The sequence below is a fragment of the Dyadobacter sp. genome (assembly GCF_051859145.1).
In the GTDB taxonomy this organism is placed as follows: Bacteria; Bacteroidota; Bacteroidia; order Cytophagales; family Spirosomataceae; genus Dyadobacter.
The window spans coordinates 1-15,667 of the sequence record NZ_JBHYGF010000014.1; the positions used below are offsets into that span (position 1 = coordinate 1).

At 49.3% G+C, this 15,667-nt stretch carries 11 protein-coding genes and 1 pseudogene; 2 read left to right on the forward strand and 10 right to left on the reverse strand.

Translation table 11 applies throughout. The features are described from left to right. Positions 1-1,538, forward strand: a 1,538-nt coding sequence (locus ACTIE6_RS01515; RefSeq protein ID WP_439554945.1) for an alkaline phosphatase family protein, incomplete at its 5' end; no start/stop codon positions are given. Between the two features lie 88 nt (positions 1,539-1,626). On the opposite strand, the gene ACTIE6_RS01520 is transcribed toward ACTIE6_RS01515, so the two are convergent. The 9 genes and pseudogenes from ACTIE6_RS01520 to mnmH all read right to left on the reverse strand — a co-directional run bounded on the left by ACTIE6_RS01520 (position 1,627) and on the right by mnmH (position 13,298). Next, positions 1,627-2,124, reverse strand: coding sequence for a GyrI-like domain-containing protein (locus tag ACTIE6_RS01520; RefSeq protein WP_439554946.1), 498 nt, complete (start codon positions 2,122-2,124; stop codon positions 1,627-1,629). 164 nt (positions 2,125-2,288) lie between these two features. Further along, positions 2,289-4,367, reverse strand: coding sequence for a CehA/McbA family metallohydrolase (locus ACTIE6_RS01525; protein WP_439554947.1), 2,079 nt, complete (start codon positions 4,365-4,367; stop codon positions 2,289-2,291). A gap of 184 nt (positions 4,368-4,551) precedes the next feature. Then, positions 4,552-5,493, reverse strand: coding sequence for a YsnF/AvaK domain-containing protein (locus tag ACTIE6_RS01530; protein ID WP_439554948.1), 942 nt, complete (start codon positions 5,491-5,493; stop codon positions 4,552-4,554). Between the two features lie 41 nt (positions 5,494-5,534). Beyond that, positions 5,535-5,965 (reverse strand): annotated as a pseudogene (locus tag ACTIE6_RS01535) (YsnF/AvaK domain-containing protein). After that, complete coding sequence (locus ACTIE6_RS01540; protein WP_439554949.1) at positions 5,965-6,327, reverse strand: YtxH domain-containing protein; 363 nt, start codon at positions 6,325-6,327, stop codon at positions 5,965-5,967. Before ACTIE6_RS01540 ends, ACTIE6_RS01535 begins: the two are co-directional and overlap by 1 nt. Positions 6,328-6,516: 189 nt before the next feature. Beyond that, entirely contained in the window at positions 6,517-10,305 is a 3,789-nt protein-coding gene (locus tag ACTIE6_RS01545; protein WP_439554950.1) for a metallophosphoesterase, read from the reverse strand. A gap of 153 nt (positions 10,306-10,458) precedes the next feature. Continuing rightward, positions 10,459-11,160 (reverse strand): DUF2490 domain-containing protein, encoded by a 702-nt coding sequence (locus ACTIE6_RS01550; RefSeq protein WP_439554951.1) that lies wholly within the window; start codon positions 11,158-11,160, stop codon positions 10,459-10,461. Between the two features lie 45 nt (positions 11,161-11,205). Further along, the gene (gene selD / locus ACTIE6_RS01555; RefSeq protein WP_439554952.1) at positions 11,206-12,246 is read right to left on the reverse strand and encodes a selenide, water dikinase SelD; all 1,041 of its coding nucleotides are present in this window, start codon (positions 12,244-12,246) and stop codon (positions 11,206-11,208) included. Continuing rightward, positions 12,243-13,298 (reverse strand): tRNA 2-selenouridine(34) synthase MnmH, encoded by a 1,056-nt coding sequence (gene mnmH, locus ACTIE6_RS01560; protein WP_439554953.1) that lies wholly within the window; start codon positions 13,296-13,298, stop codon positions 12,243-12,245. The genes selD and mnmH overlap by 4 nt, the downstream gene beginning before the upstream one ends. A gap of 131 nt (positions 13,299-13,429) precedes the next feature. Between mnmH and ACTIE6_RS01565 the strand changes: the two genes are divergently transcribed. Next, on the forward strand, positions 13,430-14,611 hold the full coding sequence (locus ACTIE6_RS01565) for an ABC transporter permease (RefSeq protein ID WP_439554954.1): 1,182 nt from the start codon (positions 13,430-13,432) through the stop codon (positions 14,609-14,611). Between the two features lie 15 nt (positions 14,612-14,626). Here the strand turns inward: ACTIE6_RS01565 and ACTIE6_RS01570 are convergent, their stop codons facing one another. After that, complete coding sequence (locus ACTIE6_RS01570; protein ID WP_439554955.1) at positions 14,627-15,493, reverse strand: lysophospholipid acyltransferase family protein; 867 nt, start codon at positions 15,491-15,493, stop codon at positions 14,627-14,629. Between the last annotated feature and the right edge of the window lie 174 nt (positions 15,494-15,667).

The following is a 15,667-nucleotide window of genomic DNA, read 5'->3' on the forward strand; positions in this document are numbered from 1 at the left end:
CGAAATTCAATGCAGATACTTTCAATGCACTATCCGTAAGTGAAAAAAGCCTGAATACCAGGGCATTTACAACCAATATCAACGATGCCGACTTTCATGCACTGGATTCCACGAAGTACGACGACAATGGGACGGAGCGTACTCTGAGCGTTCCTAAGGGAGATGTATTTCACCAGTTCCGCCAGGATGTACAAAACGGCACTTTGCCTGCTGTATCGTGGCTGATGCCACCTGCCCATTTTTCTGATCACCCGGGTCAGCCGTGGTTTGGGCCGTGGTATGTGAGCGAGGTTATGGAAATTTTACTTAAAAATCCGGAGGTTTGGAAGAAGACCATTTTCGTACTTACCTATGACGAAAACGATGGTTACTTCGACCACCTTCCGCCTTATACCGTACCAAATCCATACAAAGAGAACACGGGCAAGGTATCAGCGAACATAGATCCGAAGCTGGATTTTGCTACCAAGACACAGCAGACCAATCCTTCTATGCAAGAGAACAAGCTGCGCGACGGATCGATCGGGCTGGGTTACCGCGTGCCGATGATCGTGGCTTCGCCATGGACGCGGGGCGGGTTTGTGAACTCGGAAGTGTTTGACCATACTTCTTCCTTACAGTTTTTGGAAAACTTTGTGGCGCGCAAATTCAATAAGCAGATCGTTGACGAGAATATCACGCAATGGAGACGTACCATTTGCGGCGACCTTACTTCGGTGTTCCGCCCCTACAATGGCGAGAAAATTGAGAAACCTGAATTCCTGGACAAAAAGCCTTTCATAGAAAGCATTCACCAGGCACAATTCAAACAGGCGCCGGATAACTTTAAAAAGCTTTCGCCTACTGAAATCCGCGAAATCAGCGAGAACCCGGTTGCATCAGCGTTATTCCCGACACAGGAAAAAGGGGTACGTGCGGCATGTGCGCTGCCTTACGAGCTTTATGTGGATAATCATTTTGACAAACACACAGGCGAGCTCAAAGTGACCTATAAGGCTGGAAATAAGGTTTTCGGCAAGAAAGCGGCCGGCTCTCCATTCAGAGTGTATGCGATGAAACCCTACCGGAATGAGACGCTCCGCTCCTGGGATTATAGCGTCTCAGCAGGCGATGCGTTGGCCGACCAGTACAAGGTCAGCGACTTTGAAAACGGCAACTACCATCTGCGCATTTACGGACCAAACGGCTTCTTCCGCGAATTTACCGGCAACCAGAACAACCCTTTACTAAAAGTAAATTGTGAATATGAAGCCCGGAATTCCAAACTGACCGGCAATGTGATTATCTCCGTAACAAACCAGGATAACAAGGCACATTCGATTGAACTGATAGATAACAGCTATAAAACCGGCAGCAAGAAAAAGACCATTGCGGCGGGCAGCAGTACGCAGTTTACATTCAACTTAGCCAAAAGCTTCAACTGGTACGACCTGAGTGTGAAGGTAAAAGACAGCCAGAACTTCGAAGAACGATTTGCCGGCAAGGTAGAAACGGGCGCAATTACTAAAACAGATCCATTAATGGGCGGCGTTGTGTAGAGCGGCCTCTAATTAGTCGATTAATAAATAATAAAGCCGCCCGGCCCAATCAAATGAGAGCCGGGCGGCTTTGTTTTATGGCATGGCACTAATCTGCCAGCTTAAAAACGATTTCAGTTTGCCATTTTTCCGGATCTGGTTCCAGTTCGGGATCTACGAGGTAAAACTCGGTTCGCCCGCCCCATTGCGTTTTCCCGTTTTCGACCTGCCTTATTTCTGTCAACCCCTGTTCTGTGATCCACTTTTCCAGGGCGACGTGGCCCTGCATCATATTTTTGAAATCACCGGTATAAACAATGCTGGCATAATTACCCGAAGGAAAAGTGCCTGCAATTACTGTCCCATCGCCTTCTACCGCCTCGCTTACCGGAAAGCCAGCCTCGCATTCCAGCATACCTTCTTCATTCATGGTTTTGTAAAGAAAGAAGTCCACCCCGGCCGCTTCGATACCACGCTCCTGCATCCATTGCTTTACTTCGGGAATGAGCGGCGGCAGTACATCAGGTATTTCGTGCATGTGCACTGTTTTGGCGATAGCCACATAATGCGTCGCATTCCGGTGTTCTGATTTTGGTTCTGATAGCATAGTCCATTACTGATTTGTTGGCATGCAAAGCTAGGTGCTGCCGCCAAAAATGGCGGGGGCCAATCACGTCAGATTAACGGGCGGATTGAGACATTATGCCATAAATTACATGACGCCGGGTACGTCGTCAGACACGCCGGGCAACATACTTTAAGGAAGCAGGTTTATTTCTTTGCTCTGAGTTTTTCAGATTCGCGCAATGATTTGGTGTAAATCTCAAAACCGGCTTTCACCTGCTTTGATGCGCGCCGGAAGGCGGGAGAAGTTGTTAATGCTTCCAGCTTGTTTTGAGATTGTAAAATGGAGGCGGCCTGCACTACCACAGCTTCGTCAAATGCATGAAGGCGGCTGATCAGCTGGTCTGCATTAGCTCCTGCTTCTGTGATCAACTGCTGGGCGTAGGTGAATGCGCTTGTTCTTTTTCCGTCTTTGTCGGCATCAATCCAAACTGCGCCCGAAGAACCGATTACCTGGGGATTCCATACGCTCGAAACGCGGGAATATGGTTTTGGTATGATCCAGAACGGGTGCTGCGGATCAGGACCTTCGGCTATGGCGACAAAGTAAGTATCCTGTGCGGTTACCGGGATAGTCCAGCTCCCCTCCCATTTCACGCCAGTCTTCCCATTGCCGGTAATGCGCGCTTCGCGTATCTTTTTTCCATTGGCATATAAAGAAATACGGTCTGCCTTAATCCAGGACGGACCCAGGACACGCGCAGAAACCTGTACATCCTGGCGCGATACCGGAACAAGTCCGCCTGCGCCATCCCCACCGTTAACGCTAATCTCCGCCATCAGACCGAAACTGACCATGACGCGACCCGCCAAAAAGTTGTCCAATGCCTTTGCTACATTGATCTCGCCCGGATTTTCATCCTCGCATTGAATGTAAGTCCTACCCTGCCCGACCAGGTAGCGCATCACGTCGTGCGAATCGCTTGAACCTGCGGGCGTAAGAAAATAGCCCCTGTTCAGAAGGCCAAACCAATCTCTGTACAACTGCATGAAATCCTTTTGCTGCGCACTCGAATTCATCACTTCCATTGCATTCACAGGCAGTTGCCAGCCGTCAAGATCCTGTCCGGCCACGGAAATGTGCCGCGCAGGACCAAATGGCTGGAAGTTGTAAAAGACATTTTGCCCGTGGTTAAGTATCACTACCTTCTTGTGGTGAGCCATTTCCTGCGAAATAGATTGCCAGTCTTTTACCTGATGATTAGCAGGCTTTTCTCCGTCGGCCAGAGGGAATATATTGAAATGGCCAACCTGCGTGGTGAATTCATTGCCTGTTACCGGGGTAAGTACGCTGTTCAAACCCATTTGCTGAACCAGGGGTTTGGCATTGTATACGAAATTATGATCTGTGAAAACAGGCAGCTCGATCCCTTCTCCCGCCAGCGTAACCAGCCTTTCCTGTACAGTAGCATCGCCGTGGCCCGAGTTGGTGAGCGTATGAATGTGCGTATCCGAAGCTACCCAGCCCGGCGTAGGTACTTCCCTTTCAGTCGTAAATTGCTGGTTCGCTACCTCGCCCTTTTTCACTTCTAACAAAACAGAATCCACACCGTACTCAAACCCGCGGCTTGCGTACAGCTTGTATTTGCCCGCAGGTAATGTAAAAGCAGCTTTTCCATCGCCTGTATAAACACAGCCGGTGCGTACCGCAAGTTGCTGCTGCCCGGGCGCTATGTCCACAGGTTGAAGCGCCTTTTCAAGTGTGGTTATTGTTATTCTTGCCGGCACCAGCTTTTGCGAGCCTTTGTCCAGCACGCGCACGTTCACCTGCGCCTCTTTCAGCAGACTGCTTTGCTCGCTAGCAATCAACCGGATATCGCCCGTCACGATATCATCCGGTAGCAGATCAGCTTTGCCAGGTCCGTCTTTGTAACGGATCGTCAGCACATTCCCTTCTTCTTTCAATGTATTTGGTGGAACAGGCAAGTACCGCACCCGCGCATTTTCGTCCTGATCCAGCAGCCCAAGATCTTTCCCATTCAAACTGACCACCCACGCAGCCTTTACATCCTCCTGCCTGAGACTGAGTGTCGCTGACAATGCATTTGGTTTTGCCTTAAAGTTGACCGAGAACTCCTTTTCTGATGTGTCCTTGAAACTGTCCCATTCCCGTTCGGTACCTGCACGCAGGTGGTGCATGCGCGGATCTACTATCAATATCTGAGCCGACAATTGCCCGGTTAGCAGTAGCAGTAAAGCAATGAGATTGGTTTGTATTGAATGCATTATGCAGTTGGATTTCGGGTTAGCAATGGAAAGAAGCCTTAGCCGCAAATACGTTATTGTTGCATTTATTATTCACGAACCGTTTATCCAACTGCACAGCCGGATTATTTGCCGCTACTAATTAATAAAACAAAAACAGACGCCGGGTTGGCGCCTGTTTCAAGATTCTATAACATGTTGAGGATTATAAATCCAGACCGGATCTTCTCAATCTTTCCTCGTCTGTGAGATCTTCTGCCTCAACTTCGGTGTTCCGCAATGTTTCGCTAATGATCTCATCGCGTTCGTCAACAACCTTGTTAAGACTTACTTCCTCCACAACATGCGCTTCCTTGTTGACAACCGGGATTTCTGCGTATTCTTTCATTTCTATGGTACCCTCACGGAAAGTTTCAAGTTCCGACTCGGAAGCAATGCGGTCAACAGGCGTTCTGTTGATACTTACCTGCTCCTGGCGCAAGCGAATACTTTCCTGAACCGGGCGCTCCACGATGCGGCTTCTCAAACGCACACCGCCCGTCTCAACTTCACGCTTCCCAACCTGCAACTGTTCCTCAATCACAGGCAGTGAAGCACTGCGTTCGTTGGTAACCAGAGACTCACGGGTTAGGCGATCTTCATCAGGTGTAATGTCAATGGTGCGGTTGTCGTAAGTATCAACATCACGATCCGCATAGGTTGTACCCGGTGTGGCATCATAAGCGGTTGTAGGTATCACGGGATCTGTGTAAACCTCCGCAGGCACATTTGTTTCGTCACTAATTGGAATCATGTGGTTCTCAGCAGTCCCATTCACATCTACCGCGCCATATTGGTCGAGTATCGCCGCTGCGGCTTCTGCTTCGGCAGCATCAACAGCGTGTACAGTCACGATCGTACCGCGTCTGCCCGCTTCTGAGTAGCGTCTTGTTTCTTCTTCGTCGCCGTCAAAAAGATCCCGGAAGAAATTTCCTACACGGTCCATGACATCATGATCTTCATTTACAGTGGCAGTACTGCTGTCCGACGTGTATGATGCAGTTTTAATATCAACATCTCCGTCTGCAAATCCATTTGCCAGCAAATAGTTCTGCGCCTCCTGGGCATCACTTTCGTATTCGAATATTCCAACAACTGTCTTAGCCATGATTTCCTTTAATTAAATAGTTTGTTGATGCGCATGTCCCATTAACCCCTTTGATCAGGATGGTTTCTCGACACACTTATTTGTTCTTTTCGCAGCGTTTCAGAAAAATGCTGCGGTGTTTGATGCTGCTGTTTGGTAATATGCACCTCTTCAACCAGCATCAGCTTTTTTTCTATACACGCACCTCCTTCATAACGGAGATGATCGTGACGTCCCCCTCCTGCCGGATAGCAGGTGGCGCGGTATCAACGTAGCGGTTGATTTCTTTCCTTTCCACCAAAAGCTGCTCGCTTGTGATGTGTTCGTCAAACTGTACTTCTTCTTCTACAACTTTCTTGGAAACGGTCACGCTTCCGGTTTCAACCAGTTCGGTAGTGACTACCAGCTTTTCCTCAATCACAGGAATGACCTGCGACTGCCTGGCTGGTAGTCCCTGATGGTTACCCTGAAAGTTGTCCTCCGGGGCATTCATCAATAGCGATTTTGAAATTTATCAGCTGTTGTTTTTGCCTCGTCAGCAGCATTGTCAACTGCACCCTTGGCTTTGTCAGCGTAAGTATCCACTGTTCCTCTTGCCTGATCAGCAATTGAATTCAGCTTTTCCTTAGCCAGTTCAGCTGCGTCAGCTGCTTTTGCCTTGGTTTCTTCCCACTGATTTTTCAGATTGTCTTTTTGCTGGTCAGCAAGGTCTTTCAGGTGCTGACGGGTTTCTTCACCCGATTTAGGCGCATAAAGGATTGCAGCCAGTGCACCTACGGTAGCACCAATCAGAAAACCCAATGCAAATCCGCCGTTAGAATCTTCGTCGTGTCCAAAATCAAATTTCGAGCTCATCTTGTATGGTAGTTAGTTGAGCTTCCACCACAACTAAAAATGTGCCAGAATGTGGAAAGGGTGATTACAACATAAATTGCCTGGAAATTTCCCTCAAAAGGTGAATCCTAAACCCCGGTAGCAAATGGGAAAATGGAATGGTATCAATTTTAGAGACGGGCCCGGCAGCCGGCGATTCTGGTGAGAATGCTAGAACCAGAATCCAAGCTGAACAGAAATTCTGGGCCTCTCCTCATATTTTTCTTTTGGTATAAATGCGCCGGCGGCGATCGTGATCAGATCCACGGGCGCCAGCCAGATGCCGCCGCCATAGTCGAAGTGCCAGTTGGACGAAGGATCGTCTTCCAGCCACACCCTACCGTGATCAAAGCTGCCGAATATACCATAAGTAAGTGGCAATGCAGGATTGGCGCTATTTCCTAGTCTCACGCGTAGGTCGGTTGCGTGCCAGAAGCTGCTTGTTCCGTAAAACCGCTCGGTCCGGTAGCCGCGTAGTCCCTGCCTGCCGCCTATGACGGGCATTTGAAAAAACTCATAACCGTCTCCGAAGTTCAGGCCCGTTCCGACCTGAGTGGCCAGAATGATATTTTCTCTGGAATCCAGCGGGGTGTAATAAGACAAATGCGCGCGCAATGCAGCAAAATTAAAGCCTGTATTAAGGTTACTAGTCCAGTTGACTGCCGCATTGAACCTGATCCCGCGATGCGGCGTGGAAACCTGGTCAACCCCATTGAAATCCACCAGCAACTTGGCGCCTGAATAATATTTTGTTTTAAAAATATCCGAATCCAAACCGTTTTCCGGCGAAGTGATAAAGCGGCCCGCAGTTGCCTGAATGTCGTTGAACTCGGCATAAGGCCCGAGTGCGATAAAGCCGCTGGTTCCCGCAAAACGCTTTTTGATAGCCGGAAAAACGTACAATGCACTTTGACGGACCCGGTAAAAATTAGGATCCTCCACCGGCCGCACGGATTCATTACCTATACCCGCGTAGTTGAACGCATAGGTTGGGCCGCGATAGTGTGTGTCCAGATAGAAATCGAACTTCTTAAATGCATTGATAAAATCCCCTGTATAGTTAACGCGAAAGGCAAGTGTATGAAAAGCAAAGCTGGCCCCGAATGTTTGAATGGAAGCATAGGGTTCTTTCTTAAAACCATATTTGGTCAAACTTACATTTGCACCTAAAAACACGCCATCGTCAGGGTTATAACCTGCTAGTGGGATTGGTAGCAGGATATCGTAGTTACTTTCCGCACTTCTGCGCTCGTAGGTGTTGAAGCCATAATTGTTGGTCCGCTTATCCTTTGTTTCCGGTCCGGGCGAAACTGTGTTTGCTTTCAGGTCATCGTACACGATCGTCTTCCTGCTGCCGGAATGTACATCCGAGCTGTCCACTATCAGGTCTTTGCCGGTACCTCCCACAATGCGGATTTTAATCCCTTTTTTCACATCCCCTTTCAACAGGAATTCGTCTTCGTCTCCATTACCGTAAAGTGTGACTACCTCCGTCAGCCCCGTTTCGAAAACGCGGTGAAAAATCTGCTTTTTAAGCTGCCCCTTTTTACTGATCTCCGACACCGTAACACTGGTATGCGCATCATCCAGCCTTTCTACCACAAACCGCTCCTTTTCCTCCGACCCGATTACATTCACGGATTTGGCCAGAAATTCGTAGTGCGCCCGCGCAATGCGCATCAGGTTATCTCTTCGCGTGGTGATGCTTTTGGTGATTGCCGGCGAGGCAGCTTCCCTGGCTTCCTGCGGCCACGTCGTAAATGCATTGCTGATTACCTCGTCGGTCAGGTGCGCCTGTATAAACTTCACCTGCTCCTCCCATTGCGCCCAGCTCAGTCCGTTGAGAAAAGTACGGTCCATCATTCTCGCACTCCACGTTGTCCATTTCATGCTTTTGATCTCCGGCGTAAAACTTTGCAGCTGCCGCAAAAAAGGCAGCGTTTGTCCGGCTACACTGGTAATAAAACCGTCATATAATGAAAAAGCCTGGTCGCGGTCGCGGGGAATGGGGCGCAGCAGGTTACTGCCGTCCTTTTGTTTGATGGAAGCCCACGCCCATTGATCGTCGTGCCGGTCCCAGTCGCCGATCAGGAAATCGAACAGCCGGGTACGTAGCATCCAGGGCTCATCGATCCTGCTTTTGTTGTTTTCCAAAATGCTCTCAACTACATCAGGGGTACTAATGATCTTATCGGCATTCCCGAAATAGGCAGCGTCTTTCCACTTTTTGCCGTCAGGCCGCTCTTCGAACAAATTCATCGTACCGCCAAAAACGGGATCATAGCTCGCAAGCGCGGGTTGGGCCGGTACGTACACCAGCCTCGGATTGGTGTGATATACCTGGATAGCGTCCGCCATGACAGGCATAGCCAGCGGCGCAAATGGATTGGTGGACAGAAAATTATCTTCCACCACGTATTTGGCAGCCGTCATTTTGTTGAATGGAGCCGGCAAAAAGCGGGTCACATCCTTGGTCAGTCCGCGGAGTACGTATTCTCTCCCGTCCCTAGCGCGCAGCCGGAGCGAGTTGGTCTGGTTGCCCCCACCCTGTTTTACCGGCGTCAGCCCTCCCAGAGTCTGGTCAAGATCCAGAACCGGGAACGTGTATTTGCGTGTGTAGAGATCCCGATTGTGCGTACCGAACAAAGCTTTGTGAAATTTACCCACAGGCTTCACTACCGTTTTACTCACAAACTGCGAAACAGAATCCCGCTGCTGCGCATATTCGGCAAAATGTGTCGCCGGATCGATTGCCGCTACTTTAAGTGCGTCTTTTACTTTCTTTTGAAACACTACTTTCGCATCTTCCCCATCTTTATCGACCTCCCAAAACCGCACCCAGGTTTCTCCGCCTTCGTAAAAACTGAGCGTACTGAAACCCACAGACGTGGAAGCAAACTGCGAACCTTTGCCCATACCAACGGGGCTGTTTTTGGAACCGCTGCCGCTTACGATCATTTTCTGATCGTCGTTTTCAATGTATTGCAAAGTATGCTCGTGCCCGCTGGCGATGATGAAGTTCCCATTCTTTTTGGCACCCGCCAGAATGGCCGTTCTCAGATCTTTATAATGCTGGTTCGCCACATCCTGCCTCGAACCGATGGTACCGCGGAAAATAGCCGCCAGACTGCCGATCACCGGTAGCGGGATGTACAATTTTGAATTGATATCGGTCAGCGGGAACAGATGCTGCCTGAATGTATACTTGCCGCCGTGCGGACCGTAGGTATAAGGCGGGTGATGCATGGCGATCACCACGTTCTTGTTTCTGTACTTGCGGACAACGTTCTCAAACACAAACCTGAAATGTTCGCGGTTTTTGATTTCGCAGCCGTCATTGATGCGGGGATCTTTATCCCAGTCTGCCAGCCACCATTGCGAATCAACTACGATAATCACAACATTATCATTAAGCTCCACCACTTCTGGACCTGAGCAGGCGTCGAGCGGGAGAAAATAGTTTTCATAATCTTCCTTATCGGTTTTCCCGCGGCGGGAGTTAAGGTATTCCTGCACATATTTTTGCTGACGTTTCACCCCCTTGATCCCCCAACCACGCCAGTCGTGGTTACCGGGCAGGAAAATAGGATATCCTTTGAACCCGTCCAGTGTTTCCAGCTGGGAGTCGATCCGGTACTCGGCCACTTTTCGTTTGGCTGAATCTTCCGCAGGCGGCATTCCATACTCGTAAATATTATCCCCCATAAACAATGCGGAACTTTCTTTCGGCTCGGTGGCCAGCTTTGCTTTCAAATATTCCAGAACGGGCGCCGGGTGCTCGGGAGAGTCATTTCCTGCATCCCCGATCAGGTACATCGTGTGTTCGAGCTTCAACGAAGGATCGGGTGCATTGGACTGCCAGTCCTGTGCCTCCCGGGAATAGCGCGTGCGGTAGCCAGCGCAGGAAGTAAGTATTGCTGAAATGAGCAGCAGGAAGCTAATTCGTAGTATTTGAGACATAGAGGATTGTTAAAATAAACAGAGCGCGCAAATGGCTTTGTGGCAGCCACCTTTTTGTTAACATCTGTTTTCCTGTTTGCGTTACTATTCTTTTTGATAGCGCTGTCCTTGCGAAAACGTTATCAAAGTGATGATGAAAATACCGAATCCTGATCAAAAGCTGGTCGTGATCATCAGCTGTATTACATGCGTGGCAACATCCCCGTCTGCCTCCCGCTGGTACCAGTACATGTAGCCTAATTCTGTATCAATTTTCTCGCTCCACCGATACCCGACCGAGCCTAGTACCCTGTTTTGGTCAAAAAAAGAATTATTCACGTGACTCTGATGGGAAACATTCAGGAAAATTTCATCCTGAAAATTGAGGTACAATCCCTTCTTGAAATCACCTTGCACGAAAATCGGGATCTGAAAAGCGGTAAATGCCCGAGCCCGCTGCGAAAACAGTACCCGCTCCGTTTTTACAAACCGCTGCTCAAATCGCCCGCGAAAAGTCCATTCGGTTTGCCCTAGTTGGGTCGACAGCTGATATTGCTGGTAAATGCGGTGTTCCGGCTGGAATTGAACTTCGTTATTTTCCCGTTCCCAGTCATTTTTTGAGGCATAACCCAATGCAAATGCATTTTGATCATTGACACGATAACCCGCCGCCGCCCGCAACAGCAGCGTATTTACCGCCTTGAACTGATCTCCCGTACGGACCTGCGCATCAAAAAGAAGGTCCCACTTCTTACTCAGCTGCTGCGTGTGTGAAAGAAAATTCCAGCCGCTGTTCGCATTTTGTGCCAAAACATGGAAGTGTATACATACCAGCACGCACGCAGCCATAAAAATCCTGAATGGATCAACCATCATTTCTGCCGGTTTTAGATTGGTTATCCTTCATCAACCAACAGGTATTTACATCACCCGGATAAGCGGCCCGTCATTCCGGCTGGTCAGCGTGCCGAAGCTGGTAAGGTCATAACCCAGAGTGCGTAATTCTGTTTCAAAACCCTCCGCTTCCCGACCTTCTACGGCGATCAGCAAGCCCCCGCTCGTTTGAGGGTCCGCCAGAATGTAGCGTTGCGTTTCAGTGAGCTCGCCTATTTTGTGACCATAGCTATTCCAGTTACGCTGCGTTCCGCCGGGAAAGCAGTTTTGTTCCAGATAATAGGGAAGTGAACCAATCACCGGCACTTTGTCGAACTCGATCTCAGCAGCCAGTCCGCTCCCTTCGCACATTTCCGAAAGGTGGCCCAACAAGCCAAATCCTGTCACGTCGGTGAGTGCTTTCACAGCCGGCATTTTACCCAGTTGTTCACCAAGGTTATTCAGCTTTGTCATACTTTCCAGCGCAATAGCCGCATCTACAACCCGCAGAATCCCGCGCTTTTGCGCTGTGGACAAGATACCTACGCCCAGCGGTTTGGTCAGGTACAATCTGCAACCTTCCGTAGCTGTTGAATTCTGTTTCAAATGTTCTATCTGCACCATTCCGTTCACGGCGAGTCCGAATACAGGCTCAGGACAGTCGATACTGTGTCCGCCTGCGAGCGTAATTCCGGCTTCCGCGCACACAGCTCTCGCGCCTTCCAGCACGCGCTGTGCTACTTCGGCGGGAAGCTTGTCTACCGGCCAGCCTAATATCGCAATCGCCAGCACGGGCTTTCCGCCCATCGCGTACACATCGCTGATCGCATTGGTAGAGGCAATGCGGCCAAACTCAAATGCATCGTCTACAATGGGCATAAAAAAGTCTGTCGTCGAGATCAGCGCGGTACCGTTTCCCAGGTCGAGCACTGCTGCATCGTCCCTTTTGTCGTTACCTACCAGCAGGCGCGGGTCAACGGCCGCAGGTACGGAACTATGTAATATGGTATCCAGAATAGCAGGGCTGATTTTGCATCCGCATCCGGCGCCGTGCGAGTACTGGGTTAACTTAATTTCATTAATGTTCATAAAACCGATGATTGTACGCGATGCGTTTTAATTGTTTTGGCAAAATCTAAAATCTGTCCAACCTGCTCTTCGAGGGAATCCCCTGCCAATGTAAGCGTGTGAATGCGCCCGGGATCGGTCCGCGCCAGCGCTTTCAGGTAAGCCTTATCATAATATACCAGCACGATCCTGATAAAATCCTCCATTCTGTCCTGCTGTATTGCTTCGATAGCCTGGGTAGTTTGCAACGGTCCCAGCCGCTTGTGGATACGCTGCGTGCAGGCAATCAGAAAATCTTTATCAAGCGCGCCATATTCACCTACCAACCCCACGACCCGAGTTTGTGTATCCACCTCGACATTCATTAAAGGTGCCTGGATCATGGATGCCCACAATGCACGCGGGATCGTTACCTTTCCTATATTCAGATTTTCATCTTCAAGCCACACGCGCCGGTTTCCTTCTATATCTTTCATCACCCAGGCGAGGTTATTTTCAAACTGCTCCTGGGTAGGCTGTACCATTTTGTTCATCGTGCCGTAAGCTGAACCCTGGTGCTGCGCCAGCTCTTCCAGGTCAATCACCTGCTCGCCCATCTCGCGCAGCCTGCCTAACTGTCTCGTTTTTCCCGAGCCTGTCATACCTCCCAGAACCAGCAGTTCATACTCCCGGGCAAATTGCTGATTGGCCCACTGCCGGTAACTTTTATAGCCACCCTGGATCAGGAAAACCTCGAAACCATACAAATCCAGTGCCCATGCCATGGCGCCGCTACGCATTCCGCCCCGCCAGCAATGCAAGGCGATCCGCTTGTCGGGAGCGAGTTCAAGTGCCTGCCGGATGAAGCCCGACCATTTATTCCCCGTCAGATCAAAGCCCAGCAAAATAGCAGCTTCGCGGCTGACCTGCTTGTAAGTAGTCCCCACGAGCACCCGCTCCTCGTTGCTGAACAAGGGCAGGTTAACCGCGCCCGGAATATGGGCGTGCTCAAATTCAGCGGGTGTGCGCACGTCGGCCAGCACAATGCCGGCTTGCATGGAGAGATATTCCTGAATGGAGATATTGTTGATCATAATAAATGCAGGGGCTTTGACAAATTAACACTATTTCTGATTGAGAATTATCATGCACCAGACCCAACCTCGGCACGAATACCTGAGTATAATACAGTAGCAATACTCAGCTATTATTCCCTGCCTGTCCAATGATCAACGTTCCGAAAGAAATCAGGATCCGTTTAGCGTTCCTCTGCCTCGTTATGTCCGTTTGCATTCCCCTTTTTTGCTATTTCAAATACCAGCTCGATTACGACCGCCTTCACACAAAGTCAGACCGCATTTATAAGTTAGTGACAGATTGGAGCACGCCCGGCGAGCAGGTAAGCAGCAGTATTTCTTCCTATAATGCCGCAGCGAGGATAGATTCCGGTTTGACGACTCTGATCGAAAAGTCAGCCAGGATTATACACAGCAGCTTTCGGCTAAAAAGCAGCAATTCACATTCATTTAGTGTCGACGGCGTATTTGCAGATGCTTCGGTATTCGAGATCTTTGATTTCGACCTGGTAAGTGGCAACGCGCAGACCGCCTTGCAGAATCCTTTCACTGCTGTACTGACCAGCAAAACGGCAGCGGCGCTATTTGGGGAGCAAAATCCGGTCGGTAAGCTGTTTTATCTGGAAGATTCTAAATCACCTGTGACTGTGACAGGACTTGTACAAGAGATCCCGGGAAATTCCCAGATCCAGGCTGGTTTGTTTTTTTCCCTGCCCACGTTGGTCAAGCTGCATTACCGGGATTTAGGTGGCAAAATGGACGAAATGGGTGTAGTTACTTACCTGCTATTTAAGGGAAATACAGACGGGCAAACTGCAAGCGAAGCAGTAAACAAGCTGTTTTCAGGTCAGGAGACTTTCATTACTTTGCTGACGACCAAATCGGTTCGTATTGAACCGCTCAGAAATGGTCTTTTCAATCCTTTGTTCGGCCCTTTCCAGGTTTTCGCATTATGCGCCACAGTGGTAATAATGCTACTGGTACTTTTGGAATCGTTGAATAGCCTGGTAAAAATGATATTGTTACAGATCAGTTTGGGTGACGATTACCAAACCATAACAAACAGAATTCGAAACCGCAGATTAATCCGGCGCGTCTGCCTGCTGGTACTCGCTTCCGGTACAATCGCCATTGTTTTCGCGTTGATCGTGGCTGCGGCAGCGGCTTTCTTTTTAGATAACCCATTCTCCCAACACATACCTGCATTCGCCGCTATAGCGACAGGCACCGTGATCCTGTCCATTGTGAGCAGCATACTGATCAGCTACTGGATCGTTTTGCGGGTACCATCTGAACCGATGCGCACCTATCTGATCCATAAGAAATCCTGAATGAAGATACCGGGATCAGCCCAGCGGAAGTGCTTTCCAGCGATCGTGCGACCATAGCCAGTGCGCAGGGGCTTTGGAAATGTTGTTTTCCAGTTTGTTATAATAAGCATCCGTGATCGTCATCGGCGATACCTCAGATGGTTTTTCTGAAATCAGATGAAAGGTATAATCGTAATGAAAACGGGACCTTTTGGTGCATTCCAGGTACACTACCGCAGAATCCGAAGCAATTGCCAGCTTTTCTGCCCCAATCTGTACCCGCGTTTTCTGACCTAAAAAATCGACAAAATACTTGGCGTCCATCGCCGGTCTCTGGTCTGCGATTACAACTACCAGCGACGGGTTTTCACGTTGTTTTAAGGTAGACAATGCGCCGCGGTAGAAATTCTTCTTTGGAATCAAACGCACGCCCAGCGAAGAGCGCATTTTCAGGATCCAGCTGTTGATACGCGGATTGGAAATGGGCGTGTAGGCCGTATACACTTCAAAATCCACCACCTTCGGCAGGTTAATCAGGTACTCCCAGTTACCATAATGCGAAGCCAGCAGTACTACGTGCTTTTTGTTTCGGTAAAATTCTTCGAGCAGCTCCGGGTTGGTATAATGAGCAAGCTTTTTGCGGCTCCCCGGACTCACGATGTAATATAAAAATGGCTCGATGACCAGGTCGCCCAGGTGTTTGTAGTATCTGGAAATGATTTTTGCGATCCTTTGTTCGCCTTCCCGTCCGAAAGAAGTCAGAAGATTTTTCCTGATCACCTTGTAACGGTACTTCATCAAGCGGTACGTCACCAGATAGATCAGGGACGACAATGCCGATGCGGCAATGAACAGGAATTTATTGATGCCCGTGAAGGCAGAAGTTTGTGCGTTATTTTTCATAGCTGGTCAATTCATAACTGCCATCCAATGCGATGGGTTCAATCCGCCCGGTTATCCATCCCCTCAATCCATGTTAAAACGGACAATCGGAGCTTACATTGAAAATGCCTGCAAAGTTATCCCTATAATACTTTTCGCTATGACCAGCCAGTGCGGCAGACAAACAGACTTTGG

What these genes read in the sequence shown, in the direction of transcription:
- ACTIE6_RS01540 (WP_439554949.1), bottom strand. Translation starts at nt 6,327, where the DNA reads ATGAGCTCGAAATTTGATTTTGGACACGACGAAGATTCTAACGGCGGA.
- ACTIE6_RS01565 (WP_439554954.1), top strand. Translation starts at nt 13,430, where the DNA reads ATGATCAACGTTCCGAAAGAAATCAGGATCCGTTTAGCGTTCCTCTGC.
- ACTIE6_RS01545 (WP_439554950.1), bottom strand. Translation starts at nt 10,305, where the DNA reads ATGTCTCAAATACTACGAATTAGCTTCCTGCTGCTCATTTCAGCAATA.
- ACTIE6_RS01570 (WP_439554955.1), bottom strand. Translation starts at nt 15,493, where the DNA reads ATGAAAAATAACGCACAAACTTCTGCCTTCACGGGCATCAATAAATTC.
- ACTIE6_RS01520 (WP_439554946.1), bottom strand. Translation starts at nt 2,124, where the DNA reads ATGCTATCAGAACCAAAATCAGAACACCGGAATGCGACGCATTATGTG.
- selD (WP_439554952.1), bottom strand. Translation starts at nt 12,246, where the DNA reads ATGAACATTAATGAAATTAAGTTAACCCAGTACTCGCACGGCGCCGGA.
- ACTIE6_RS01525 (WP_439554947.1), bottom strand. Translation starts at nt 4,367, where the DNA reads ATGCATTCAATACAAACCAATCTCATTGCTTTACTGCTACTGCTAACC.
- ACTIE6_RS01550 (WP_439554951.1), bottom strand. Translation starts at nt 11,160, where the DNA reads ATGATGGTTGATCCATTCAGGATTTTTATGGCTGCGTGCGTGCTGGTA.
- mnmH (WP_439554953.1), bottom strand. Translation starts at nt 13,298, where the DNA reads ATGATCAACAATATCTCCATTCAGGAATATCTCTCCATGCAAGCCGGC.
- ACTIE6_RS01530 (WP_439554948.1), bottom strand. Translation starts at nt 5,493, where the DNA reads ATGGCTAAGACAGTTGTTGGAATATTCGAATACGAAAGTGATGCCCAG.